Here is a 22,633-nt window from a genome sequence, read left to right on the forward strand (position 1 = left end):
CAAACAAAAGGAAAAAAGCAATTTAATTCATGATGAATGGTTCATGCGGCCTTTGAGCTGTGTTATGCGGTCGTGATGACGGCGGGTTTTCCGGACGAGACCACTTTTTGTTAATTTCACTGTTCCCTTGTTAACCAGTCCCTGAATACGTATGAGGAAATTTATTGTGGCCTTTTTGATGTCCGTCACCGTTGGGTCGGCAGTTCTTTCGCAAAACCCGGCCAGGGAGCCCGGCGGCTTTTACAGGTTCCTTTCTGATGAGCCCGGTCACCACCCCTTTGTCAGTGACCGTGAGGGAGTAAGGGGCCGGAACGGGATGGTGGCCTCGGCGCATCCTTTGGCCTCGGAAGTAGGCGCCGAAATACTGAAAAAGGGTGGAAATGCCATTGATGCGGCTATTGCGGTACACTTTGCACTGGCAGTGGTGCACCCTTCCGCCGGAAATATTGCAGGCGGTGGTTTTCTTGTTTTCCGATCGGCTTCGGGTGAAAGCTTTGCGCTGGATTTCAGGGAGAAAGCCCCGCGAGCGGCATCGAGGGATATGTACCTGGATAAGACTGGGAATGTGGTAGAAGGTTTGAGCACACTGGGCCACCTGGCGAGCGGGGTGCCCGGATCGGTAGATGGAATGGCGGCTGCCCATGGTCGCTTTGGCAGGCTTCCCTGGAGGGAACTGCTGGATCCGGCGATCAGGCTGGCCGCAAACGGGGTTCCGCAGACGGAGAAGGAAGCGCGGGGGCTCAATGCCTTTAGACCGACGCTGGAGGCGGTGGATCCTGCCAACCCGTATTATGTGAAGCCCGGCGGGACCGATTGGAAAGCCGGGGATACCTTGATTCAGAAAGACCTCGCGCGGGTGCTGAGCCAGATCAGGAAGAAGGGGCGAAACGGGTTTTACCGGGGGAGAACCGCGCGGCTGCTGGTCAGGGAAATGCGTAGGGGGAAAGGGTTGATTACCAGAAAGGACCTGGCGGAATACCGTTCTGTCTGGCGGGATCCTATAGTAGAAGGGTACAAGGGATATCGGGTGATTACTATGTCGCCGCCATCGAGCGGCGGCGTTGCGCTTGTGCAGTTGCTTCGCCTGGTGGCGCCTTACCCGTTGAAGGAATGGGGCTGGAATACGGACTCTACCGTCCAGGTGATGATTGAAGCCGAAAGGCGGGTATATGCCGATCGGGCGAGGTATATGGGCGACCCCGATTTTATAAAAATACCGGTGAAGCAAATGGTAGATGAAGCCTACCTTCGCCGGCGCTGGGCGGATTTCGATTTCAGCCGGGCAACCGAAAGCAACAGGGTAAGCGGGGGGAGTATCCCAGGTTTCGAAAGTATGGAGACTACGCACTTTTCTATCGTGGACGGGGCAGGCAATGCAGTTGCGGTTACCACAACGTTGAACGGGAGCTACGGCAGTGGTGTGGTGGTTCGGGGCGGCGGGTTTCTCCTGAACAACGAAATGGATGATTTTAGTGTGAAGCCCGGCGTGCCCAATATGTTTGGTTTGGTCGGGAACAAAGCCAATGCCATCGCTCCGGGGAAGCGGATGCTCTCGTCCATGACCCCGACCATTATCGAGAAAGAGGGCAGGCTGCTGATGGTGGCCGGTACCCCCGGCGGCTCAACGATTATTACATCCGTTTTCCAGACCATCCTGAATGTGTTGGAGCACGGTATGACGATGCAGCAGGCGGTGAATGCACTGAAGTTTCATCACCAGTGGCTGCCGGACAAAACAGTATTTGAGTCCGGGGCATTTACACCCCGGACTATCGAGATGCTGACCAGCCGGAATTATGTACTGGAACCGCAGTTTAATACGATAGGGCGTATGGACTGTATACTGGTGCACCCTGACGGAACGCTGGAAGGCGGATCCGATCCGAGAGGCGACGACACCAGCGTAGGCTACTAAGGTTGCTGGGCCGTTAGCCGGATACTGTAAAGTGTCTGGTTATATACTTTCTGATCGACCTTTCCGGTGTAGCCGCCTACCAGGTAGAGCACATCGTCGAGATAATACAATTGCGGCTCACATACAGCAGGCCCGTCGGTGATGGTGGCGGTGGTTTTCAAATCGGTTACCATCAGTTTATTCTCCGGAACATATTGTCCGTCCGAAACCCTGGGCGCCCACCCGTAAACCAGCCTGCTGTCGAGAGACGTCATGGCCGGAATTCCGTTATCAGCAGGGTGATCCAGCTGCAGGTCAACACCGGGGGCATCCTGGAGCTGGTTGTTTTTTAGTTCGTTTACCTTGCCGTCGCTGAAGAGCAGGTAAATTTTCTCGTCTACTTTGAAAGTCCTGGCCAGGTCGACTGAATTGTCGATTTTTACTTTGAACAATACTTTGAAAGCCAGGTCGCAGGCATAAATGTATTTCTGGTAAACCGTGGTGTTTGTCCCCAATTGCCTTTCATTGACGACAGTCAATAAATGGTCGGCAACGGTATGGATTTTGCCCGGGTAAGGCGCGCCGAAGTATACGTCAGGGATACTTTCCGTGGCCTTGAGATTGCCGTGTTTGTCGTAGCGGTAAAATGCCCAGGAAACGTACGCCTCTCCCTGCCTGTAACCGCCGCCGGTAATCAGGTCCCCATTCTCCGCCACGACGGCAAATTTGTCGACAATGTTCTGTTGCGGATATTCGGCAATTTTAGTAAAGCCTTCAGACGTATGGGTATAAATACTGTTGCCGACGTAGTAAGCGATTTTGTTGTTTGAGGCAACCGTTGTGTAGGCGTCCCAATGGCTGCTATATTCCGAACGCCACGTATTGGTTTGAATTTCCTGATCGATCTTTTCTTTCCGGCATCCGTAAAAAGCCAGGGTAAGGAGGCAAAGAAAGATGGCTTTCCCGCGGAACGGGAGAGTGGTAACAGGGTGAAGCATAGTGAATCAATTTAGTGCGTAGGAAGAACCCATAAAGCTATGGAAGAAAACGGGAGAAAGCCGGAACCGGCTTTCTCCCGCAGGAAAGCGCTAGTCAATCGTAAACGGGTAATTTTCCTCCAGATACACGTCCGTATAGGCCTCTTTGGGGTCCGGGAACGCGGACTCTTCGGAGAACCGTACTGATTCGGCGACGATCGCTTTTATTTTGTCTTCAATCGCGGTAAGGTCTGCCTCGGTAGCATATTTCTCTTCAAGAATGATGCTGCGTACCATTTCGATAGGGTCAAGAAGCTTGTAGGACTCAACCTCTTCTTTGCTCCGGTACTTTTGAGGGTCAGACATGGAATGACCGCGGTAGCGGTAGGTCCGGAATTCGAGGAAAGTCGGGCCATCGCCTTTCCGGGCGCGTTCGGCGGCCCTTTCAACCGCGTCGTGCACGGCTTCCACATTCATGCCGTCAACAGGTTCCGAAGGAATATCGTAGGCATCACCGATGGTATACAGTTCGGTTACGTTGCTGGACCGTGCTACCGAGGTGCCCATCGCGTAGCCGTTGTTTTCAACTACAAAAATTACAGGCAGCTTCCAGGTAACTGCCATATTTACCGCTTCATGGAATGCGCCCTGCCGGATCGCACCGTCGCCGAAGAGGCAAAGGCAGACTTTTCCGGTTTCCAGGTATTTTTCTGCAAATGCAATACCGGCGCCAAGCGGAATCTGCGCGCCTACGATACCGTGGCCTCCCATAAACCCGCGCTCCTTGTCGAAAATGTGCATGGAGCCACCTTTCCCTTTTGTGGTGCCGGTTTCTTTCCCGTAAAGCTCAGCCATGATTTTATTGGGGTCAGTGCCGAGCGCCAGCGGGAAACCGTGATCCCGGTAGGCCGTGATATACTTGTCGCCTTCCTGCAGGGCAGAAACCGCGCCGGAGGAGCATGCTTCCTGACCAATATACAAGTGGCAAAAACCCCTGATTTTCTGTTGTCCGTAAAGTTGGCCTGCCTTTTCTTCAAATCGCCGCTGCAGGAGCATGTTTTCGAACCAAAACAGGTATTGCTCTTTCGTATGCCTGCGTTTTTTTTCAGGTGCTTTCGTTTTGCCTTTTGCGGTAGCCATTTACTTGGTTCTAGATGTTAAAGACAGTACTTTGTCTGCCATTTTGTACAAAGAAAATTAACAGTTTTGAGGTGATACGAACGGGATACCCAAAAGTTTCACCCTATTTTTACCAGCCCTTTTCGGTTCCGGCAAGCTGAGCCCCGAAGGGGAATGCGTCTAGCCGGCCGCTTCCGGCCGACTGCGAAAATAAGTATAAACACCCGAACAACAAAGTAGCGGTGAGGATAGAGAAACTATTGTTGAGACAATTTAAGAATTACCGGGAAGCAGATTTTGAGTTCAGCAGCCGGTTAAATTGCCTGTTGGGTGAAAACGGTTCGGGGAAGACCAACTTAATGGACGCTATTTATTTCCTCGCCCTTACGAAAAGTGCCTTTCACAGCCAGGACCCGTTTTGCATCGCCCATGATGCGGAATATTTTATGCTGGACGGCACTTTCGCAGAGGAGGACCGGCGCACAGCCGTGAAATGCGTCGTTCACCGTACGCAGCGGAAGGCTATCTGGGCGGACGGCAAGCTTTGCGATAAATTCAGTGAGCATATCGGTCGGTTTCCGGTGGTGCTGGTCGAACCCGCTGATACCGACCTGATCCGGGAAGGCAGCGAGGTCAGGCGCAAGTTTTTTGACGGGGTGATGTCGCAGATTAATAGCGGCTACCTGGTTGATCTGCTGGCTTATAACCGGTATCTCTCCCAGCGGAATGCCCTTCTTAAAATGGCGGTATCGTCAGGCGGGTATGATGACGCGGTGTTGGGGATGTACGACGAGGCCATGATTGACCTCTGCGAGCGGTTGAGCAGGCAGCGCGCAACCTTTATCGGGCAATTTGAGACGGTTTTTCAAAAGCATTACCATTATCTCAGCGAAGGCAGGGAAGCAGTGGCGATTTCCTACGAAACCGGGTTGCTCGAAAATGATTTTCCTACGCGGTTCAAGCTGCAGCATCAGGCTGATTTGCAGGCCCAGCGTACTACGTTGGGGCTGCACCGGGATGACTACGGTTTTACATTTGACGGGGTTCCCGTCAAAAAATTCGGGTCCCAGGGCCAGTTGAAGTCTTTTGTACTGGCCATGCGGCTGACTCAGTTCGAGTTAATGGAACAGCTGAAAGGGGTTAAGCCCATTCTGTTGCTGGATGACGTGTTCGACAAGCTGGATGAAAAACGGGTAAAACGGCTGCTTTCGCTGGTGGAAAACGGTTTTTTCGGCCAGGTATTTATCTCGGACGCCCGCCCGGACCGTTCCAGGCAAATTCTCGACGGGTTGGCATGCGAGAAGCGTTTTATCGAAGTGAAGCCCGCATCATAAGCAGGCTTGCCGGTTAAAACCCGACACCTGACCGCAGGCGGGATAGAAAATGGTATTTTGTTTTTTTGTCAGAACTGCCGCCTGGCAGTCACAAGGTAAAAATTGCATTCCGCAGTTGCATCGTATAAGGGTTCGGGTGAATGGGAGAGGATTAGGCCGCTTTAGAGGATTAGGCCTTTATTTAATTATCACTATATTTTGCTCGTGCGACTTCCTGGCTTTGGATAGTTATTGCACTTTTTTGTAACGAATTGATTCCCAGATAATTTTCTTGGATACAATAGGATATATCTCAGAAAAAATGATTTATTTTGATGAGGTTGTTGCGTGAACAGGTTCGAGGTGCTATGTTCTGAGGGAAGAGGTGGTTGGCAATATCGCACGCGCCAATACCGCCTGAGGCATCCTCTCTCTGCAGGTACTCGTACCATTCGCCGATACGACTCAAACCTTTTTCGAATAAAAAGCCATGAAAACGATATCCGGGGTGTTGGTGGTGTGGCTGACCTTGTTTGCCGCCGTCTCCACAACGATAGCCCAAAAATCAAATGAAAATGAACAGGATCGCTACGGCTATTTTCTTACTGATCATAAAAAGAAGCTCAAAATTCCATTTGAGGTTCATTCCAACCTGATTATTGTTCCGGTCCAGGTCAACGGTGGTGATACCTTGCGTTTTATCCTGGATACCGGTGTGAGCACGACCATCATTACCGAGCCTGCGGCACTACGCCCGGAAAATCTCAGGTATACCCGTAAAGTAAGCATTTCGGGAGCGGGTGAGGGAAGCGCCGTAGAGGCGCATATTGCAATAGGCAACACCATCAATATGTACGGGATGCGGGCGAATCACCAGAATATGGTGGTGCTGGAGAGCGATGTGTTGCAGCTTTCAGAATTTGTGGGTATTCCCGTGCATGGAATTTTCGGATATGAAATATTTAACAATTTTGTCGTTACCATCGATTTTCAGCACAAGGAATTAACCCTTCGTGTACCGGGAACGTACCGTTTCAAAAAACGGCACGGGGACATTTACCCGATAACCATAGAAGACACCAAACCGTTTACGCAGGCTGTGACACTGCTGGCCGACGGCCGGGAGCGCCCCATTAAGCTTGCGATCGATACCGGCGCCGGCCACGCTCTTTTGCTGGATCGGAGCGCCGGTTCACACATAGAGCTGCCGCAGAAAGTGATTTACACCCAGTTGGGGCGGGGCCTGAACGGTGTTATTAACGGGAATCTGGGGAGGATAGAAATGATTAAAGTGGGCAGGCACACGATCGGAGACGTCGTGGCCTCTTTTCCGGATAGTACGTCTTTCGGCGTAAAGCTCCCCAATCACGACGAGCGGCAGGGGAACATTGGCTGTGAATTGCTGCGGAGATTCAGGATTACGATGAATTATCGCGAGGAGTATATGGTCATGAAGCCTGTGAAGAGACGGCTCCGGGAAAAATTTGAACACGACATGAGCGGGTTGGAAATAAGGGCAGGCGGAGAAAAGTTCAAGGATATTTTTATTACGCATGTGCTTGATAAATCACCGGCCAATGTAGCCGGGCTACAGCCCGGTGATCAGTTGATGTTTCTGAACAATCGCCCGGTGCAGGAAATGAATATCAGCGAAGTGTACAAGCTGCTGCAAAGAGGACATGGGAAGTCCGTCGAAATGCTGGTGAAGAGAAAAGGGGAAGTGTTCTTTACGCAGGTGGTCCTGCGCCGCCTGATCTGAACCGAGCGCGCGGGCATTTGGCCGCTGCGGTATATTTTTCCTGGGAGTTGCGTATTTTTGCCGGATGAAATCTCCGGAAGATCTGGCCCCTTTTCCTGTTCCTACTGCCGACGGCTCGCACACCCTGTTGCACCCGGTACTAAATGAACATTATCATTCCAGGCATGGCGCCATTCAGGAGTCAGAGCATATTTTCATAAATCTCGGCCTGCGGCCCAAACTAACCGGGTCGGAAGGCCGGGCAGTGCGGGTGTTTGAAATGGGGTTCGGCACCGGTCTGAACGCACTGCTGACCTGGAAGCTCGCCGATCATCTCGGGAGCGTGGTCCATTATACCGGTCTTGAAGCTTACCCGGTTGAATCAGCTGCCCAACGGCTGCTCAACTACGATACTTTGGTCCGGAAGCAGGGCTTTGACCTGCTTCATGCCTGTTCCTGGGAAGAGCAGCACCAGCTTTCCGCTTTTTTTTCTTTTACAAAGCACGAAGGATTTCTTCACCGATACCAGGCAGACAGTGCGTATGACCTGGTCTATTATGACGCTTTTTCTCCCGGCGCTCAACCCGAACTCTGGACAGTTGAAATTTTTGAAAGAATTTCGGAAATGATGACAGCGGGGGCATTCCTGGTCACCTATTCTTCGAAAGGAAGTGTAAGACGGGCTTTGGCGGCAGCGGGCTTTTCTGTTGAAAAACATCCCGGTCCCAAATGGAAACGTGAGGTGATCAGGGCGGTCAGAAAGTAGCGCCGTTCGTGTCATTGTATTAGCTAACTATTCATATATGCCATTCTTTTGTTATTTCCGGGAGCAATTTTACCCGCTTGATACGCCGATTCTGCAAAGCAATGACCTTGGGCTGCTCCGGGGCTATGGACTGTTTGATTATTTCAGGACCTACAATGGCATTCCTTTTCGTTTTGAAGATTATTGGGCAAGATTCACGAATTCTGCGGCTTCGCTGGGGCTTGAGGTTCCGTTAAGCGAGGTCGGGGTGCGTAGCATCCTGCAGCGTCTCTATGATCTTTCGGAGGAAAGGGAAGTGGCCTACCGCCTGCTTCTGACAGGAGGTTATGCACCGGATGGACTGTCTGTCAGTCAACCTAACTTTATCATCAGAACCGAGGCTTTGCCGGTTGACAATCCGGAGGGGCGGAAGAAGGGAATCAAGGTAATTCCATATGAATACGTGCGGGACCTTCCTTATGTAAAGTCCACCGGTTATGTGCACCTGATTAAAATGCGGACGGAGTTGAAACAGGAGTCCGCTGCGGATTTGCTGTTTTACAAAAACGGCCTGGTAAGCGAACTGACAAGAAGCAATATTTTCATAGTCCGGTCGGGGATACTGATTACCCCTTCAAAAGATGCATTGCGGGGAATTACGAGAAAAGTGGTCATGGAAAAAGCTGTCGGAAGATACCCTGTAGAGGAGCGTGACATAACGCTGGCGGAAGTCCTCGCTGCCGATGAGGTGTTTACTACGAGCACTACCAAATGGGTAATGCCGGTAACGATGGTAGGCGATACTAAAATCGGTTCGGGCCTTCCCGGCCCTGTGACGGCTGAATTACTGGCGGCTCTTGAAAACGAGTTTGTAGCGTATGGGAGGTCGGAAATCGGAAGTCGGAAATCGGCGGGCTGACCTCTGATTTCCGATCTCCGATCTCCGATTTCCGACTTCCGATCTCCCATTCCATCCTCACACCCTGATGCGCCGGATGCGAAGCAGCGTCAGGGAGATAAAGAAAAAGATCAGGCTCAGGAGATAGATCACGTTCCTGGAATCGATTAGCCCTTTTCCGAGTGCTAGGTACTGCCGGTCAAGGGCAAGCCAGCCGAAGAGGTCGGATAGCGGACCTGACACCAGCAGGTCTGAAAGTGCTCCAAAGCCCATATACCAGATAAAACCGACGAAAACACTGAGCACGAAGGCGACTATCTGGTTGTCATTGAGCGCTGAAATCCATACGCCCATGGCAACGAGCGCACCGCTTAGCAGGAAAAGTCCTATGTAGGAGCCGGCGACGGCTGCGCCGTCAATATTACCCCGCGGGTTGCCAAGCTGGTACAAACTGAAATAATAAACTACTGTAGCGAGCAGCGTAACTGTTACCAGCAGCCAGCAGGCCAGCAGCTTGCCCAGGACAAGCTGAAGGTCATTCAAAGGCTTGGTCAGGAGAAGTTCCAACGTTCCGTTTTTGCTTTCTTCGGCGATGGTGCGCATGGTCACAGCCGGAACCAGGAACAGCAGCACAAAGGGAGTGAGATTAAAGAACACGCCCATATCCGCATACCCGTAATCGAGTACATTGGAATCCGGAAATACCCACACGATGAGTCCTACCGCGATAAGAAAAACCGTGATGACGACATAGGCGATAACGGAACCGAAAAAAGCACTTACTTCCTTGCTGAAAATAGCGAACATGTAAAAAAGCGGAATTGCGGAAGTTGAATATGTCGTTTTTTACTATTCGAAAGTCGGGCGTTTCCGCTGGAGGACCGCAGAGATGATCAGGGCAAGTATGAAGCCGATCAGGATGGATCCGAGTACAGAGAAAAGGAAAAGAAGCCCCGGGGACTGGAATGACTTGCTCATCTCGAGGGCTTTTTCGATTTCTTCGTCGCTCATCCCTCTTTTCTCAAGTGTTTCCCGGGTTACATCGGCAATTCTTTGAAGCGGTGTATTGTCGATCACCTGCAGGTAGAAAGTGTTCAGCATGCCGCTTATCAAACCGATGATCGCGCCGGTCAATGCACCGATCCCGAGCCCCTGGCCATAGGATACAAATCCCTGGTTCTGGCGCCTATAGTCTTTGATGGCCTGGGTGATAGCCAGGATCAGGAATATCCAGGCGATGTAGGGCAACACGGGGTTGGTCTCCAACTGGAAAACATATAGTAAGATGCCATAGATACTGGATACGAGACCAAAAATAAGCCCGTAGCGAATGGCAACGCGGGTGATTGGTAAGTCTTCTTGCATGGTGACGGTTCGTGAAAAGGTGTTAGAAAGGGATGAAACTACGAAATGTTCAAACCTTCTGCAACGAAATAACCCGGGCCAGTAAAATTAACGCTGAGGTTGCTGCCTTCTGAAGAACAGGGAAATCAGCAGGATCGGAATAATTCCAAGCATGAATTTTTTACTGATTTCGTCTGTAATAAGCGTGCTGGGCTGATTTTCCTTTACCTTGTTGAGCAAAACACCGAACTCTTCTTCGCCGATCTGTTCAACAAGCTCGGTTTTCTTGGAGAGGAGCAGGTCCTGCATTTCCTGCAGGTAATTTTGAAACACCTGCGGGTCGATATAGCTAACAAACAGGTAGATAAGCCATCCGGTAACGAAGGCGGCCGTCATGTTGATCACATAGCCTATGGTCAACCCTTCCCACAGGTGCATCCAGCCCTGGCCGTATTTTTTCCGGTAGTGCCAGCAAGCGTAGCAAACCAGGATAATGTGTATCCCGAAGTCGGGTGTACGTACATTTCCCAAGGGAGAAACGTTGAGCAGGTAGAGTCCTAGAAAGTAGAAAAAAGCCAGCACGCCGGTTAGGAGACCGAAGAGCAGGGGAACCTTCAGGAGGGGTTTATTAAAGTACTCGAAAAATGTATTCATGAATTCCGGATGCTGTTAGAACCAAATAAGCTCCCCGCGGTTGCAGATGCCGTTTACGGCTCCTTTGAGCTCCTGGTTCAGGAACGGCGAGTTCTGGGAAAGGGAGCGTGATTGCGCAAACACCCATTTTTTCCCGGGGGAAAAGAAGGTAAGGTTGGCGGCGGCGCCTTCCGAAATGCTTACTTCAGGCAGACGCAGAATTCTTCTCGGGGCGTGAGTGAGGCTCGTTATAAGCGTGTCCAGTGAAGCTCCGCTGTGCATAAGTGCTACAGAGAATGCTGTTTCCAGCGCCGTGATTCCAAACTCCGCGTGGTCAAACTCGGTTTCCTTGTTTTGCGGCGCATGAGGTGCGTGGTCCGAAACGACAGCGTCGATGGTTCCGTCAGAAAGCCCTTTTTGCAATGCCAGCCTGTCGGCCCGACTGCGGAAAGGCGGGTTTACCTTGAGGTTGGTATCAAAGCCCAGCAGTGCGTCGTCTTCGTAGGCGAACTGATGAGCGGCGACATCGCATGAAACCGGCAGCCCTTTTTTCTTGGCTTCGCGTATGAGCGCTACTGACTTTTGGGTGGAAAGCATGGCAAAGTGCAGCACGGGACCCCCGAGGTCAGCGCTGTCAGTGCCCTCCAGGGCATATTCGAGAAGTTTCAGATCACGGATGATCATCATTTCTTCAGCCAGGGAAGGAATACCTTTTAACCCGAGCAGGGTACTGGTAATGCCTTCATGCATTTGCCCGTAGAGCGAGAGGTATTGTTCTTCCGGGCGATTGATCAGCAGCGCGTCAAGCGGCCTGAGGTACTGCAGCGATTTGAGGAGTATATCGCTGTTATGAAGGGGATTTACACCGTCAGTAAAGGCGACTGCACCGGCCTGGTGAAGATCGATCATTTCGGTGAAGTCTTTCCCTTCGGCGCCTTTTGTGACGGTAGCGGTCGGAAAAAACTCTACCGGACCGGTCTGGCCTTCCCGCAGCAGGTAAGTGAGCGTGCCTTTGGAGTCTACGGCCGGTTGGCTGTTGGGCATCAGCGTAAGGCCGGTAAAGCCGCCTCTGGCGGCGATCTCCTTCAGACTGGAAAGGTTTTCATCCTGCTCCCGTCCCGGGTCCCGGAGACCGGTTCGCATGTCCAGCCAGCCGGGCGAGGCATGAAGCCCCTCCACTTCGAAAACCTTTGCCTTCCCGGCTTCGAGTTTTTCCCCGATGGCGGTAATCGTTCCGTTTTCGATCAGTAAGTCCTTTATTTGTGCATGGTGCACGCTTCTTTTATCGACAATCTGGACTGACCGGAACAATAATTTCATCTGTATACAAGATTTGAGCAATGAGTGGTCAGGTTCAAGCGGGTTTTATTCATCGCAGGTTCGTGCGCCGGCCCAAACCTGATACCTCACCGCTCATGCCTATATTGGAACACCATTAAAAAAGCCCCATAGAAGGAGCTTATTGACTTACAATCCTATTAATGCCTGGTAGGCGTCGGCCGTTAGGAGCGAATCAAGTTCGTCTGCGGAGCTTAATTTTACCTTTACAATCCAGCCAGCCTGGTAGGGATCTGAGTTAACCAATTCGGGGGCGCCTTCCAATGCGGAGTTGAATTCAATAATTTCTCCGCTAATTGGCAGGAAAAGATCGGACACCGTTTTTACGGCTTCTACTGCTCCGAAAACTGCGCCTTGTTTCAGCGTTTCGCCTACCGTGGTTACATCTACATAAATAATGTCGCTCAGTTCATTCTGCGCGTGGTCGGTGATGCCAACGGTTGCAATGTCTCCGTCTACCAGAACCCACTCGTGGTCCTGCGTGTACTTTAGCTGTTGAGGAAATTCCATGAGATCGTTTTAAGTTGTCATGCTGAAACGGTGCGCAATTTACTGAGCTGGCGGCTAATTTTCAAATGTGTTTGTGCCATTGCGGTTGCGGAAGGCACGGCAAAATGCTTTTGACCGGAAGTCAGGCCAGGAAGAGGTCGGATGAGATCCGGTCGGCGAACAATTTGCCTGCGTCAGTTACAAAAAGTACACCGTCGGTTACCTGCATCCAGCCGCGTGCCACCAGCTCTTTCACCGTGCTTCTGTGTATTTCGCGGAACCGGCCCTCAGAAAGCTGGTCCAGTACATCAAGATGGCAGCCCCATTTGGTACGGAGCCCCGTGAGGAGATATTCGTTGACCTGGTCCTCGGCAGTGAGGAGCTCGACCGTGGCGGGAGATGTTCCCGCTTCCATGGCGGCCAGGTATTGGTTGTTGTTGCTGACGTTGAATTGCCGGTTGTGCCCATTGAAGCTGTGTGCGCTCGGGCCGATTCCAAGGTATGGTTTTCTTTGCCAGTAAGCCGAGTTGTGGCGACTGTATTGGTTATCGCGGGCAAAGTTCGAAATCTCGTACTGTTCGTAACCGGCGTCGGTCAGGCTTCTGACGGTGATCTCAAACTGTGCGGCGGCAAACTCTTCATTGACGGGCTGCATTTTGTCCTGCGCGACCCATTTCCCGAAAGCCGTTTCCGGCTCGATAGTAAGGCAATAGGCCGAAAGGTGCTGGGTGTGGAGGGACTGTAATTTCTCCAGGTCCAGCAGGAGCCTGCTGTGATCGGGAGCGGGCAGGGCATAAATGAGGTCGAGCGAAAGGTTGGTAATCCCGATTTCCTGGGCATTCCGCACGGCGTTCATGGCTTGCTCACCGGTGTGCGCCCGGTTGAGGAAAAGAAGCATTTCATCGTCGAAAGTCTGAATACCGATGCTGAGCCGGTTGATGCCGGCCCGGAGGAGCCGGAGAATGGTGGCGGTATCAAGGTCGTCGGGGTTGGCTTCCAGGGTTATTTCCGCTTTCTGATCCAGGCTGAAATTGGCGGCTGTCTCACTCAAAAGCAGGTCCAGTTCCTGGTCCGTTAGCAGGGAGGGAGTGCCGCCGCCGAAATAAACCGAAGTCAGCGGCTCATCGGGGAGGTAGCTTTTTTGCCGGCGTATTTCTTCAGCCATCGCCTTTATAAGCCGGTTTTTTTGCGATAGGTTGGTACTGAAGTGGAAATCGCAATAGTGACAGGCCTTTTTACAGAAAGGAATATGAAGGTACAGATGCATGCCTGGAGTGATAAAAAAATAGCGTGAGAACCGCAGGTCCTCACGCTACAAAGGTAACTAAAACCGGTTGCTTAGATCGCAACGATTTCGAGTGCCACTTTGTGTTTCACTTCTTTGTGAAGATCGATCAGGGCACTGTGGTTGCCGAGCGTTTTGATCTCGTCAACGGTGATTTTTTTGCGATCGATTTCGAATCCTTTGGCCCTGAGCGCGTCAGAAATCTGGGTAGTGGTAATACGGCCGAAGATACGTCCGCTGTCACCAGCCGCCGCCGGGATGGTCAGGATGGTTTCGCCGATTGCTGTTGCCAGGTCTTCAGCGTCTTTTTTGAGTTTCTCCGCTTTGTGCGCGGCTTGTCTGATGTTTTCTTCAACCACCTTACGGTTGGTTTTGGAAGCAAGAACGGCGAATCCCTGAGGGATCAGGTAGTTACGACCGAAACCGGGCTTCACGGTTACGATGTCGTTTTTATACCCTACGCCCGCTATATCTGTCAACAGAATAATTTCCATGTTCTAATACAAAAACCTTTATGATTGTTACTTCAACTGATCACCTACGAATGGCAGTAATGCGAGGTGACGGGCTCTTTTGATAGCCTGCGACACTTTGCGCTGATATTTCAGGCTGGTGCCGGTAAGTCTCCTTGGGAGAATCTTGCCTTGCTCGTTTACTAACTTCAGAAGGAAGTCAGCGTCTTTGTAATCGATATATTTGATACCTGCTTTTTTGAAGCGGCAGTATTTCTTTTGGTTGCGGCTTTTTTCAACCGGTTCGTTTACGAGTGTCATGGTTATTCTGCGGTTTTAGCTTCTGCTGAATTTTCTTTTTTCTTGCCAACTGCGCCTTTCCGACGTTTTTCGCTGTAAGCGATCGCGTGTTTGTCCAAAGCAATAGTGAGATCGCGGATAATGCGCTCATCCCTGCGGAACTCTGTGTTAAGAACTTCGATTGCAGTACCGGGAGCAGTGTACTCCAGCAAATGATAGAACCCTGTGTTCTTTTTCTGAATCGGATAAGCAAGCTTGCGAAGGCCCCAATCCTCTTCATTGATGATGGTAGCTCCATTGTCCGTCAGGACAGTCCGGAACTTGTCAACGGCGTCCCTTACCTGCGTTTCAGATAAGACGGGAGTTAAAATGAACACCGTTTCATACTGTTGTGACATGATCAGTTACAGTTAATATTGATAAATAAATGTTAGAACTCCGGTAGTCACGCTTTTAGTGAATGGCTGAAAATCAGCTCAGAACACATTTTTATAAACGTTTTTCCTGAAAGTGGGTGCAAAAATAGCTTTGTTGCTGCTCTTTTCCAAGTAGTTGGCGTAAAAAAGAGCGGTTGCAGGCGAGGTCAGGATTCGTTTGCGACCTTTTCGGTGACCGGTATAACATTCTCATAGAGATAGGCCCCGAGCATTTCGCCCAATTTTTTTACCGGAAGATTGCTGTGCAGTTCTGACTGAATTGCCAGCCCGATCCGCCCGGTCTGTTCGGAGATCACAATAACTGCGGCATCGGTCGACTCACTCATGCCGAGGGCTGCCCGGTGGCGGAATCCCATCGAGGTCGGGACTTCAGTTTCTTCATTCACCGGCAAAACGCACCTGGCCGCTACGATTTTGCCGTCGGCGATGATGACCGCTCCCTCGTTGAGTGCACTGTATTGACTGAAAATGGAGAGTAAAAGCTGCTTGGAAATCTGGGCATGCAATAGTACCCCCGTTTCGGCATACTGCGTGAGGTCGTCCTGTTTGGTGACCACAATAAGAGCCCCGTTGAAATCCGACGCTATACTCCGCGCCGCCTCAATAACGGTGGCCAGGTTTTCTGCTTCGATATTTTTGACCGCGTTTCCGAAAAACCGCGACAAGAACCTGCTGTTTGTGATCGTGGCATTGCGGCCGAGAACAAGCAGAAAACGGCGTATTTCCTGCTGGAAAATAACGATCAGCGCTATAGCACCCACCCCCATAAAGTACTGCAGAATGGCCGTCATCAGGTTGAGGCCCAGTGCTTTTATGATGAGGTAGAAGACATACAGCAACATGTAACCCGCAAACACACGGCTGGCAATGCTCCCCCGCACCAAATAGTAGACCTGGTACAGAAGCAATGATACCAGAAAAATGTCGAGAATGTCAGTCCAGGTAATCTTGATGAACCCTATGTCCATAGTAATGCAGGCGGGTGGTGTAATGTTAAAGGGTAAATATATCAAGTTTAACGATGATAAGGCACTATTGTGATACGTTATGGGTTCAAAGTTTGATTTTTTTGACTTTTTCTGTGAGAAGAATAGCTTCCCGGGCCGCTTTGGGATCGTGTACCCGCAGTATTTGCACGCCTGCCATCAGGGCCAGGGTGTTCAGGACTGTTGTGCCGTTCAGCGCATTTTCAGCGGTAGTACCGAGGGTTTTTACTATGGTTGATTTCCTGGAAACGCCCAGCAAAATGGGGCAGTCGAGGGTATGAAAAATCTCGAGGTCGGCTACCAGTGAGAAGTTCTGTTCAGGAGTTTTGGCAAAACCGAAGCCAGGGTCCACGATGACATCAGAAACGCCCATTTGTCTGAGCCGGAAAATTTTCTCCCTCAACTCCGTCATCACGTCCGCGGTTACTTCGTTGTATTCTGTCAGCGTATTCATGGTAGCGGGTGTACCGCGCATGTGCATGAGTACATAGGGGACCTGAAGAGCGGCTACTGCAGAAAACATTTCCGGGTCAAGCGTACCGCCGGAAACGTCGTTGACAATATGTGCGCCTGCTGCAACGGCCGCAGTGGCAACGTCGGCGCGGAATGTATCAATCGAAATAGGGGTTTCAGGGAAAGCGCCGGCGAGCAGGGCAATTACCGGGATGACGCGCTCCAATTCGGCTTCGGGGTCGACCTGCGCCGCCCCGGGGCGGGTTGAATAGCCGCCCACATCGAGAATGTCTGCGCCCTCGGCCAGCAACCTGGCCGCACGCTCCTTTATCTGCGTAAGATCGTCGGTCCGAAGTCTGCTTTCCGCGAAAAAGGAATCGGGTGTGATGTTCAGGATTCCCATCACCAGCGGGGGCTCGAGACGCAGTATTTTCCCCCTCAAGTTGAGTGTTTTTTTACTAACTTGCCGCACAATTATGTTAACTGAGGCCTTTCAGCCGGTGTCAAATGGTTGTAAGTTCTCTTTCGATTCCAGCAAATAACGTGAAATCCACCGAATCCGCCTACCAGGAAATTATAACAGAATGCAGGGACTTGTTTGAAAGGAAGAACCTTGACTACGGTACTTCCTGGCGGATCCTGAGGTTGCCTTCCATTACCGATCAGATTTTTATCAAAGCCCAGCGGATCAGGACGATCCAGGAGAAGGGGGTGCAGCGGGTAGAGGACGGAATTCCCGGCGAGTTTGTGGGAATTATCAATTATTGCGTAATGGCGTTGATCCTGTCGCAGCCGGGCGGGCTCCCGGCCGAAATTTCGCCGGAAGAGCTGCTGTCACGTTATAACGCCCAAACCGAGGAAGTAAGGGAGCTGTTGTTCAACAAAAATCACGATTATGGCGAGGCCTGGCGTGATATGCGTGTCAGTTCCATGACCGATATTATTCTGATGAAACTCCTGCGCATCAAACAAATCGAGGAGAACCAGGGACAAACGCTGGTTTCGGAAGGCGTACGTGCAGGTTACCAGGACATTATTAATTATTCAGTTTTCTGCCTGATTAAACTCAGAGAGGTGTGAGCTGCGAGGTTTTTGGCTTTAGCCCCATGTATGGGGCCAGCCACAGATGAACAATCAGTCCACGACTCACCCCTCAAGGCTCAAACCTAACTACACCATGAAAATAGTTTCCCGGATTGCCCGGTTTTTAGTGGGCATTGTGTTTATTTTTTCCGGTCTTATCAAGCTTAACGACCCGGTTGGAACACAGATAAAACTGGAGGAGTACTTCGAGGTATTCGCCCATGACATGGCGTTCCTGCATGGGTTCTTCCATGCCATTGTACCTTTTGCGCTTTATTTCGCCGTTTTCCTTTGCGTAGCCGAAGTTGTTCTGGGAGTAGCGCTGCTGGTCCGGTACCGTCCCAGGACCACCAATTTCCTGTTGCTTCTGATTATTATTTTCTTCTCGTTCCTTACGTTCTATTCCGCATACTTTAACAAAGTCACTGACTGCGGGTGTTTCGGGGATGCATTGAAGCTCACCCCCTGGACTTCCTTTACTAAGGACCTCATTTTGCTGGTTTTGATCGTCATTATCATCTGGTACCAGCGGGATATCAAACCGTTGCCGACGGCCATGGTCGTGGCGGTGGCTACCGTAGGGTCGCTTGTGCTCGCCTTTTATGCAATTACACATCTGCCGCCGCTGGATCTGCTCCCTTATCGGGTTGGCAACAGCATCCCGGAGCAGATGAAGCCCTCCGAACCTTATCAATTTGAGTATATCTTTCTGAAAGACGGCAAGACCCACCGGTTCAAGGAGTTCCCGGACGACAGCACCTATGTGTACCAGGATATGGTCACGCTAAACGCAGATAAAGCCAAGCCCAAAGTAACCGACTACCGGGTATGGAATGACACGACCGACTACACCCAGGAGAGTTTTAAGGGGAACAAGCTGATTGTTATCGTTAAAAACCTTAAAGATATCAATGCGGCGGCTTTCCCGACGATAAAGAAGCTCGTCGACGAACTGGCGGGCTCGGATATACAACCCCTGATCTTTACGTCGGCTGCGAGCAATGAAATAGAAGATTTCCTGCATGCCCAACAGCTGTCGGTGCCTTATTACTTTGCCGATGCGACAGTTTTGAAGACAATTTCCAGGTCAAATCCGGGGATTTGGCTGCTTTCGGACGGTGTGGTGAAAGGAAAGTGGCATTATAATGATACTCCTGCCGCGGCAACCGTAAGGAAACTCGTTAAGCCGTAATTATGCAGAATATATTTTTGATTGGTATGCCTTCGTCGGGCAAATCCACGCTCGGCCGGGAGCTCGCGGCTTCACTCGGATATACTTTTGTTGACCTGGATATCAGGATTGCAGAGGACCAGCAAATGACCATTCCCGAGCTTTTCGGGAAGTTCGGCGAGGGGTACTTTCGCGAAGTTGAGCGCCGCTTGCTTCTTGGTTTGCCGCCGGACAGCGGCTTGCTCGTCGCAACAGGCGGAGGAGCCCCCTGCTTTTTCGACAATATGGACTTTATAAAGAAAGCGGGCTTAAGCATTTTCCTGGATGTGCCCGCCGCCGAGCTGGCCGGCCGGATCCGCGCGCATGCCCGTGACGACAGACCGCTCCTGTCAGGCGTTTCTGACCTGGAAGCCGACCTGGAGGCCAGGTTGAACGCCCGCCGGGCTTTCTACGAGCGGGCCGATCTGACCATTCATGCAGGTACGGATATCGCTTCGCTGCTGCAGTTGTTACGGAATTCATTGAAGCATAGTCGATAAGAATTTTGGAAAAAATATACTCTATCTTTTTTATAGATTTTATAGCTTATATATATTTGCCCTGTAAATCAGTCGGCAACTACAAAGAGGTTATGGAATGTCGGAAAGTAAATCTGCAGTTTTGAAGCAAAGCAGCGCAATTTGGTGGGCACTGGGGGCGGCCGTGGTCTTTTTTCTGGGTGTCTTTTTTTGGTTGGGCGGTGCAACGACACTGACATTGGATCGTGTCGGCGATTTTCTCTCCGAGGATTTCTTTTTTTACCTGCTGGTGGGTTTAGGCGCGCAGTTGGTTGACGGCGCGCTGGGGATGGCCTACGGAGTTACCTCCACTTCCTTTCTCCTGTCGTTGGGAGTACCGCCGGCCATAAGCAGCGCCAGTGTGCATGTGGCTGAAATTTTTACTACCGGAGCATCGGCCATTTCGCATTTCAGGTTCAAGAATATCAACAAAAAGCTTTTTCGTTCCCTGTTGATACCCGGTATCCTGGGGGCTGTAACAGGCGCCTATATTCTTTCCGACCTGATTGACGGTGCTGTGGTCAAGCCTTTTATTGCCGCCTACCTGGCTTTCCTGGGGATTCTGATATTGCGGAAGGCGCTGGCCGTCAAGCGGAAAAAAACGAAAACCAAACGGATTGGTGTTTTGGCTGCAATCGGCGGGTTTATGGATTCTATTGGCGGCGGCGGCTGGGGGCCTATCGTTACTTCCACACTTTTAGGGCAGGGCCGCGACCCGCGCTATACCATCGGCTCGGTAAATGCGGCCGAGTTTGGCGTAACTTTCGCGAGCGGTATCACATTTTTGATCCTGACCGGCGTAAGCAGCTGGCAGGTGGTCGCCGGGCTGGTCATTGGCGGCGTGATCGCCGCTCCTTTCGGCGCGCTGCTCGTAACGCGGATAAGCAAGCGCAGTTTGATGCTGATCGTAGCAGTACTGGTAATTGCTTTGAGTATCCGTACCATGTGGATTTCCTGGATGTAAGCTTCAGAAGCTGCATTTGCCGGGAACTTCCTTTCTATCTCAATCTCTCTAATCCAGATTGCCCAAAAGAAAAATGGTGGGCCGCCGGTTAAGGTCGGGCGGGTTTCTGCGCCATTGCGCGATGGTTTGGGTAAGAATCAATTCGTCTGGTCCGGTGATGTTGGCTGCTACGCACAAGCGCGTGCCCGGGTTGCAGGTCTCCAGTAACGACTGTAACAATTGGTTATTACGATAAGGCGTTTCCATAAAGATCTGGGTCTGACCCGACGACATCACCAGCTTCTCCATGTGCAGGATCGCTTTCGCCCGCGCAGGCCGTTCTATCGGGAGATAGCCCGTGAAAGCAAACGACTGACCGGAAAAGCCGGACCCCATCAGTGCCATTAAGATGGAAGACGGCCCTACCAATGGTCTGACGCGGAACCCCAGTTGATGTGCACAGGCGACCGCGATACTCCCTGGATCGGCTACGCAGGGGACACCGGCTTCCGAGATCACACCGGCGTCCGACTGCAGGTTCTCCAACCTGCTTTTTATTAAATGCGGAGGGGTGTCTTTATTGAGCTCGACGAATTCCAGGTCGTCAATTACGATCCCAAGCTTAAGGCTGCTGATAAAACGTCTTGCCGTCCGGATGTTTTCTACGAAGAAAACATCCAGCTTCCTGATGGTTTGAATCACATCGGCAGGAATGGTAGCAGATGCTGTGCCTTCGGCAAGAACAGTCGGAATCAGGTAAAGTGTAAACGTGGAAGACATGCCAGGATATTGGGTGCTTGAAAATTGGACCTGTAATAATTACAGGCCCTTTAGGCTTTTTTCCCGGATTTCGCGAAACTCCGAACCTGCTTTCCAGCCGGGAAAGGTAGTCTCGTTCGATAGTTTTTCGCCTACCTCATACAGTAGCCGTATGTCTTCGAGAATACCGGAAGTATCCCAGTCGGGGCGGTATTGATCGGAGGGTGAATGGTAGTGGTTTTTCCCGTATTCTTTGTGTTTGGCATCGCCTGCCGTCTCGCCTCCGTTTCTCAGGTCTGTACCGCTGTTTGCATAGAGCGCAGGCACACCGATTTTTGCAAAGTTGAAATGATCGGACCTGAAGTAGGTCCCCCCGGAAGGATTCTTTTCCGGTTTCAGGTAGCGGCCCTGCTTTTTGGCGGCCGCTTCAATGTATTCGTCAAGCTCTGATTGCCCTTTTCCTACGATAATAATGTCTTTCGTGCGTCCGAATGGGGCAAGCGCGTCTATATTAATGGCGGCAACCGTTTTGGAGGCGGGGAAAATAGGGTGTGCAGCATAAAAGGCGGAGCCAAGCAAGCCCTGCTCTTCGGCGGTCACGGCAAGGAACAGTACGGAACGAGCGGGTTTTACCGGGTTCCGGGAAAATGCACGGGCTATTTCCAGGATAGCGGCAACACCGGTGGCATTGTCTACAGCGCCATTGTAAATGGAATCTCCGTCTACTTTTTCGCCGATACCGAGATGATCCCAATGCGCAAGGTATACAACGCACTCTTCAGGGTGTTGTTCTCCCGGCCATACGGCTGCCACGTTGTGCGAGACCGACTTTTTAACCGCGTTGCGCACGGTTAATGAAGCGGTCAGGCCCAGGGGGATTGCTTTAAAAGATTTTTGAGCGGCTTCTTTTAGGAGATCTGTCGATTTGCCTGCTGCGCCGAAGATTTTTCCGGCAGCTTCCATGGAAATCCACCCTTCTACCAGCGTTCTCTCGCCTTTCCCGTCCTCCAGGCTCAATTTTGGTCCCGACCAACTACTCCTTACCACCTTCCAGCCATAACTTGCCGGGCCCTCATCGTGAACAATGAGTACACCGGCTGCTCCCTGGCGTGAGGCTTCCTCGAATTTATAGGTCCAACGACCGTAATAGGTCATGTTTTTGCCGCGGAACAATGTACTGTCGGCGTATCCCGGATCATTTACCAGCACCACCACGGTTTTGCCTTTTACGTCAAGTCCTTCATAGTCGTTCCAGCCAAATTCAGGTGCGACGATACCGTAACCCGCGAAAACCATTTCGGATTTTTTCAGGCTTACGAGGGCATCCGTTCGCCTGGAATTGATCACGTAGTCGTCCAGGTACCGCAGCGAAAGGGACGATTTTCCGCCTCCAATCTCCAAGTGGCCGGTTGGCTTCGAGTCGATCTCTACCAGCGGGACTTCCTGGAAGTAAGAGTCGCCGTTTCCAGGCTTCAGCCCGAGCGCAGAAAATTCTCCTGCGAGATAGGCAATGGTTTTGGCTTCGCCGTCAGTGAAAGGCTTTCTGCCCTGGAGAGAATCGTCAGCCAATACGGAAACATGGCGGAGGAAATTCTTGTCATCCGGCAGGTCCGCAGTGTTTTCCACCGTATTTGCACCGCCGCAGCCGGCAAAGAGGGCCGCAGCCCCAAATAGAAAGATTGTATTTTTCATATGAATGTCTTTGTCTAGGTTTGAGGG

At 51.3% G+C, this 22,633-nt stretch carries 24 protein-coding genes; 9 read left to right on the plus strand and 15 right to left on the minus strand.

The features are described 5' to 3' along the window. Positions 1-151: 151 nt before the first annotated feature. Positions 152-1,915 (plus strand): gamma-glutamyltransferase, encoded by a 1,764-nt coding sequence (gene ggt, locus ABD852_RS21625; RefSeq protein WP_425568828.1) that lies wholly within the window; start codon positions 152-154, stop codon positions 1,913-1,915. Here ggt and ABD852_RS21630 read toward each other — a convergent pair. Then, positions 1,912-2,892, minus strand: coding sequence for a hypothetical protein (locus tag ABD852_RS21630; RefSeq protein ID WP_345032734.1), 981 nt, complete (start codon positions 2,890-2,892; stop codon positions 1,912-1,914). The genes ggt and ABD852_RS21630 overlap by 4 nt on opposite strands. Positions 2,893-2,982: 90 nt before the next feature. Next, positions 2,983-4,011 carry a pyruvate dehydrogenase (acetyl-transferring) E1 component subunit alpha gene (gene pdhA, locus ABD852_RS21635; protein ID WP_345032735.1) on the minus strand — a complete coding sequence of 343 codons (1,029 nt, stop codon included), beginning with the start codon at positions 4,009-4,011 and terminating at the stop codon, positions 2,983-2,985. 221 nt (positions 4,012-4,232) lie between these two features. Here pdhA and recF point away from each other — a divergent pair, with 221 nt between their 5' ends. The 4 genes from recF (at position 4,233) to ABD852_RS21655 (ending at position 8,705) form a co-directional block, all read left to right on the plus strand. Continuing rightward, entirely contained in the window at positions 4,233-5,324 is a 1,092-nt protein-coding gene (gene recF, locus ABD852_RS21640) for a DNA replication/repair protein RecF (protein ID WP_345032736.1), read from the plus strand. Positions 5,325-5,793: 469 nt separating this feature from the next. After that, positions 5,794-7,062 (plus strand): aspartyl protease family protein, encoded by a 1,269-nt coding sequence (locus tag ABD852_RS21645; protein ID WP_345032737.1) that lies wholly within the window; start codon positions 5,794-5,796, stop codon positions 7,060-7,062. A 64-nt stretch (positions 7,063-7,126) separates the two neighbouring features. After that, complete coding sequence (gene mnmC2 / locus ABD852_RS21650; RefSeq protein WP_345032739.1) at positions 7,127-7,807, plus strand: tRNA (5-methylaminomethyl-2-thiouridine)(34)-methyltransferase MnmC2; 681 nt, start codon at positions 7,127-7,129, stop codon at positions 7,805-7,807. A gap of 37 nt (positions 7,808-7,844) precedes the next feature. Further along, positions 7,845-8,705: an aminotransferase class IV gene (locus tag ABD852_RS21655; protein WP_345032740.1), complete on the plus strand. Its 861-nt coding sequence runs from the start codon at positions 7,845-7,847 to the stop codon at positions 8,703-8,705. Positions 8,706-8,762: 57 nt separating this feature from the next. Here the strand turns inward: ABD852_RS21655 and gldF are convergent, their stop codons facing one another. From gldF to folP, 11 genes are all read right to left on the minus strand, one after another. Continuing rightward, positions 8,763-9,491, minus strand: a complete 729-nt coding sequence (gene gldF / locus ABD852_RS21660) for a gliding motility-associated ABC transporter permease subunit GldF (protein ID WP_345032742.1) — start codon at positions 9,489-9,491, stop codon at positions 8,763-8,765. A gap of 42 nt (positions 9,492-9,533) precedes the next feature. Continuing rightward, entirely contained in the window at positions 9,534-10,049 is a 516-nt protein-coding gene (locus ABD852_RS21665) for a DUF4199 domain-containing protein (protein WP_345032744.1), read from the minus strand. Positions 10,050-10,136: 87 nt separating this feature from the next. Continuing rightward, on the minus strand, positions 10,137-10,682 hold the full coding sequence (locus ABD852_RS21670) for a DUF4199 domain-containing protein (RefSeq protein ID WP_345032745.1): 546 nt from the start codon (positions 10,680-10,682) through the stop codon (positions 10,137-10,139). A gap of 15 nt (positions 10,683-10,697) precedes the next feature. Continuing rightward, positions 10,698-11,981: a dihydroorotase gene (locus ABD852_RS21675; protein WP_345032746.1), complete on the minus strand. Its 1,284-nt coding sequence runs from the start codon at positions 11,979-11,981 to the stop codon at positions 10,698-10,700. 147 nt (positions 11,982-12,128) lie between these two features. Next, the gene (gcvH, locus tag ABD852_RS21680; RefSeq protein WP_345032748.1) at positions 12,129-12,509 is read right to left on the minus strand and encodes a glycine cleavage system protein GcvH; all 381 of its coding nucleotides are present in this window, start codon (positions 12,507-12,509) and stop codon (positions 12,129-12,131) included. Between the two features lie 121 nt (positions 12,510-12,630). Then, a complete protein-coding gene (gene hemW, locus ABD852_RS21685) occupies positions 12,631-13,755 on the minus strand; it encodes a radical SAM family heme chaperone HemW (RefSeq protein WP_345032751.1) in 1,125 nt (374 codons plus the stop codon). A 71-nt stretch (positions 13,756-13,826) separates the two neighbouring features. Beyond that, positions 13,827-14,267 (minus strand): 50S ribosomal protein L9, encoded by a 441-nt coding sequence (gene rplI, locus ABD852_RS21690; protein WP_345032754.1) that lies wholly within the window; start codon positions 14,265-14,267, stop codon positions 13,827-13,829. A 27-nt stretch (positions 14,268-14,294) separates the two neighbouring features. Beyond that, the gene (rpsR, locus tag ABD852_RS21695; RefSeq protein WP_345032756.1) at positions 14,295-14,546 is read right to left on the minus strand and encodes a 30S ribosomal protein S18; all 252 of its coding nucleotides are present in this window, start codon (positions 14,544-14,546) and stop codon (positions 14,295-14,297) included. A 2-nt stretch (positions 14,547-14,548) separates the two neighbouring features. Next, a complete protein-coding gene (gene rpsF, locus ABD852_RS21700) occupies positions 14,549-14,923 on the minus strand; it encodes a 30S ribosomal protein S6 (RefSeq protein ID WP_345032759.1) in 375 nt (124 codons plus the stop codon). A 185-nt stretch (positions 14,924-15,108) separates the two neighbouring features. Next, positions 15,109-15,930, minus strand: a complete 822-nt coding sequence (cdaA, locus tag ABD852_RS21705; RefSeq protein WP_345032762.1) for a diadenylate cyclase CdaA — start codon at positions 15,928-15,930, stop codon at positions 15,109-15,111. Between the two features lie 85 nt (positions 15,931-16,015). After that, positions 16,016-16,843, minus strand: coding sequence for a dihydropteroate synthase (folP, locus tag ABD852_RS21710; protein ID WP_345032764.1), 828 nt, complete (start codon positions 16,841-16,843; stop codon positions 16,016-16,018). 101 nt (positions 16,844-16,944) lie between these two features. On the opposite strand from folP, the gene ABD852_RS21715 reads away from it, so the two are divergent. The 4 genes from ABD852_RS21715 to ABD852_RS21730 all read left to right on the plus strand — a co-directional run bounded on the left by ABD852_RS21715 (position 16,945) and on the right by ABD852_RS21730 (position 20,176). Next, entirely contained in the window at positions 16,945-17,481 is a 537-nt protein-coding gene (locus tag ABD852_RS21715; RefSeq protein ID WP_345032767.1) for a DUF1599 domain-containing protein, read from the plus strand. 97 nt (positions 17,482-17,578) lie between these two features. Continuing rightward, the gene (locus ABD852_RS21720) at positions 17,579-18,676 is read left to right on the plus strand and encodes a BT_3928 family protein (protein ID WP_345032769.1); all 1,098 of its coding nucleotides are present in this window, start codon (positions 17,579-17,581) and stop codon (positions 18,674-18,676) included. A 2-nt stretch (positions 18,677-18,678) separates the two neighbouring features. Further along, on the plus strand, positions 18,679-19,194 hold the full coding sequence (locus ABD852_RS21725; RefSeq protein ID WP_345032771.1) for a shikimate kinase: 516 nt from the start codon (positions 18,679-18,681) through the stop codon (positions 19,192-19,194). Positions 19,195-19,291: 97 nt separating this feature from the next. After that, positions 19,292-20,176: a sulfite exporter TauE/SafE family protein gene (locus ABD852_RS21730; RefSeq protein WP_345032773.1), complete on the plus strand. Its 885-nt coding sequence runs from the start codon at positions 19,292-19,294 to the stop codon at positions 20,174-20,176. 48 nt (positions 20,177-20,224) lie between these two features. Here the strand turns inward: ABD852_RS21730 and ABD852_RS21735 are convergent, their stop codons facing one another. Both ABD852_RS21735 and ABD852_RS21740 read right to left on the minus strand, forming a co-directional pair. After that, positions 20,225-20,935, minus strand: a complete 711-nt coding sequence (locus ABD852_RS21735) for an SAM-dependent methyltransferase (RefSeq protein WP_345032776.1) — start codon at positions 20,933-20,935, stop codon at positions 20,225-20,227. Positions 20,936-20,974: 39 nt separating this feature from the next. After that, positions 20,975-22,606 carry a M28 family metallopeptidase gene (locus tag ABD852_RS21740; protein ID WP_345032778.1) on the minus strand — a complete coding sequence of 544 codons (1,632 nt, stop codon included), beginning with the start codon at positions 22,604-22,606 and terminating at the stop codon, positions 20,975-20,977. Between the last annotated feature and the right edge of the window lie 27 nt (positions 22,607-22,633).

Source organism: Ravibacter arvi (assembly GCF_039540405.1).
GTDB lineage: Bacteria > Bacteroidota > Bacteroidia > Cytophagales > Spirosomataceae > Ravibacter > Ravibacter arvi.

Coding starts and splice junctions, on each gene's coding strand:
- ABD852_RS21735 (WP_345032776.1), bottom strand. CDS start 20,935: ATGTCTTCCACGTTTACACTTTACCTGATTCCGACTGTTCTTGCCGAA.
- rpsF (WP_345032759.1), bottom strand. CDS start 14,923: ATGTCACAACAGTATGAAACGGTGTTCATTTTAACTCCCGTCTTATCT.
- ABD852_RS21665 (WP_345032744.1), bottom strand. CDS start 10,049: ATGCAAGAAGACTTACCAATCACCCGCGTTGCCATTCGCTACGGGCTT.
- ABD852_RS21740 (WP_345032778.1), bottom strand. CDS start 22,606: ATGAAAAATACAATCTTTCTATTTGGGGCTGCGGCCCTCTTTGCCGGC.
- ABD852_RS21630 (WP_345032734.1), bottom strand. CDS start 2,892: ATGCTTCACCCTGTTACCACTCTCCCGTTCCGCGGGAAAGCCATCTTT.
- rpsR (WP_345032756.1), bottom strand. CDS start 14,546: ATGACACTCGTAAACGAACCGGTTGAAAAAAGCCGCAACCAAAAGAAA.
- hemW (WP_345032751.1), bottom strand. CDS start 13,755: ATGCATCTGTACCTTCATATTCCTTTCTGTAAAAAGGCCTGTCACTAT.
- pdhA (WP_345032735.1), bottom strand. CDS start 4,011: ATGGCTACCGCAAAAGGCAAAACGAAAGCACCTGAAAAAAAACGCAGG.
- ABD852_RS21655 (WP_345032740.1), top strand. CDS start 7,845: ATGCCATTCTTTTGTTATTTCCGGGAGCAATTTTACCCGCTTGATACG.
- gcvH (WP_345032748.1), bottom strand. CDS start 12,509: ATGGAATTTCCTCAACAGCTAAAGTACACGCAGGACCACGAGTGGGTT.
- ABD852_RS21720 (WP_345032769.1), top strand. CDS start 17,579: ATGAAAATAGTTTCCCGGATTGCCCGGTTTTTAGTGGGCATTGTGTTT.
- ABD852_RS21670 (WP_345032745.1), bottom strand. CDS start 10,682: ATGAATACATTTTTCGAGTACTTTAATAAACCCCTCCTGAAGGTTCCC.
- cdaA (WP_345032762.1), bottom strand. CDS start 15,930: ATGGACATAGGGTTCATCAAGATTACCTGGACTGACATTCTCGACATT.
- ggt (WP_425568828.1), top strand. CDS start 152: ATGAGGAAATTTATTGTGGCCTTTTTGATGTCCGTCACCGTTGGGTCG.
- ABD852_RS21645 (WP_345032737.1), top strand. CDS start 5,794: ATGAAAACGATATCCGGGGTGTTGGTGGTGTGGCTGACCTTGTTTGCC.
- rplI (WP_345032754.1), bottom strand. CDS start 14,267: ATGGAAATTATTCTGTTGACAGATATAGCGGGCGTAGGGTATAAAAAC.
- gldF (WP_345032742.1), bottom strand. CDS start 9,491: ATGTTCGCTATTTTCAGCAAGGAAGTAAGTGCTTTTTTCGGTTCCGTT.
- ABD852_RS21730 (WP_345032773.1), top strand. CDS start 19,292: ATGTCGGAAAGTAAATCTGCAGTTTTGAAGCAAAGCAGCGCAATTTGG.
- ABD852_RS21725 (WP_345032771.1), top strand. CDS start 18,679: ATGCAGAATATATTTTTGATTGGTATGCCTTCGTCGGGCAAATCCACG.
- ABD852_RS21675 (WP_345032746.1), bottom strand. CDS start 11,981: ATGAAATTATTGTTCCGGTCAGTCCAGATTGTCGATAAAAGAAGCGTG.
- mnmC2 (WP_345032739.1), top strand. CDS start 7,127: ATGAAATCTCCGGAAGATCTGGCCCCTTTTCCTGTTCCTACTGCCGAC.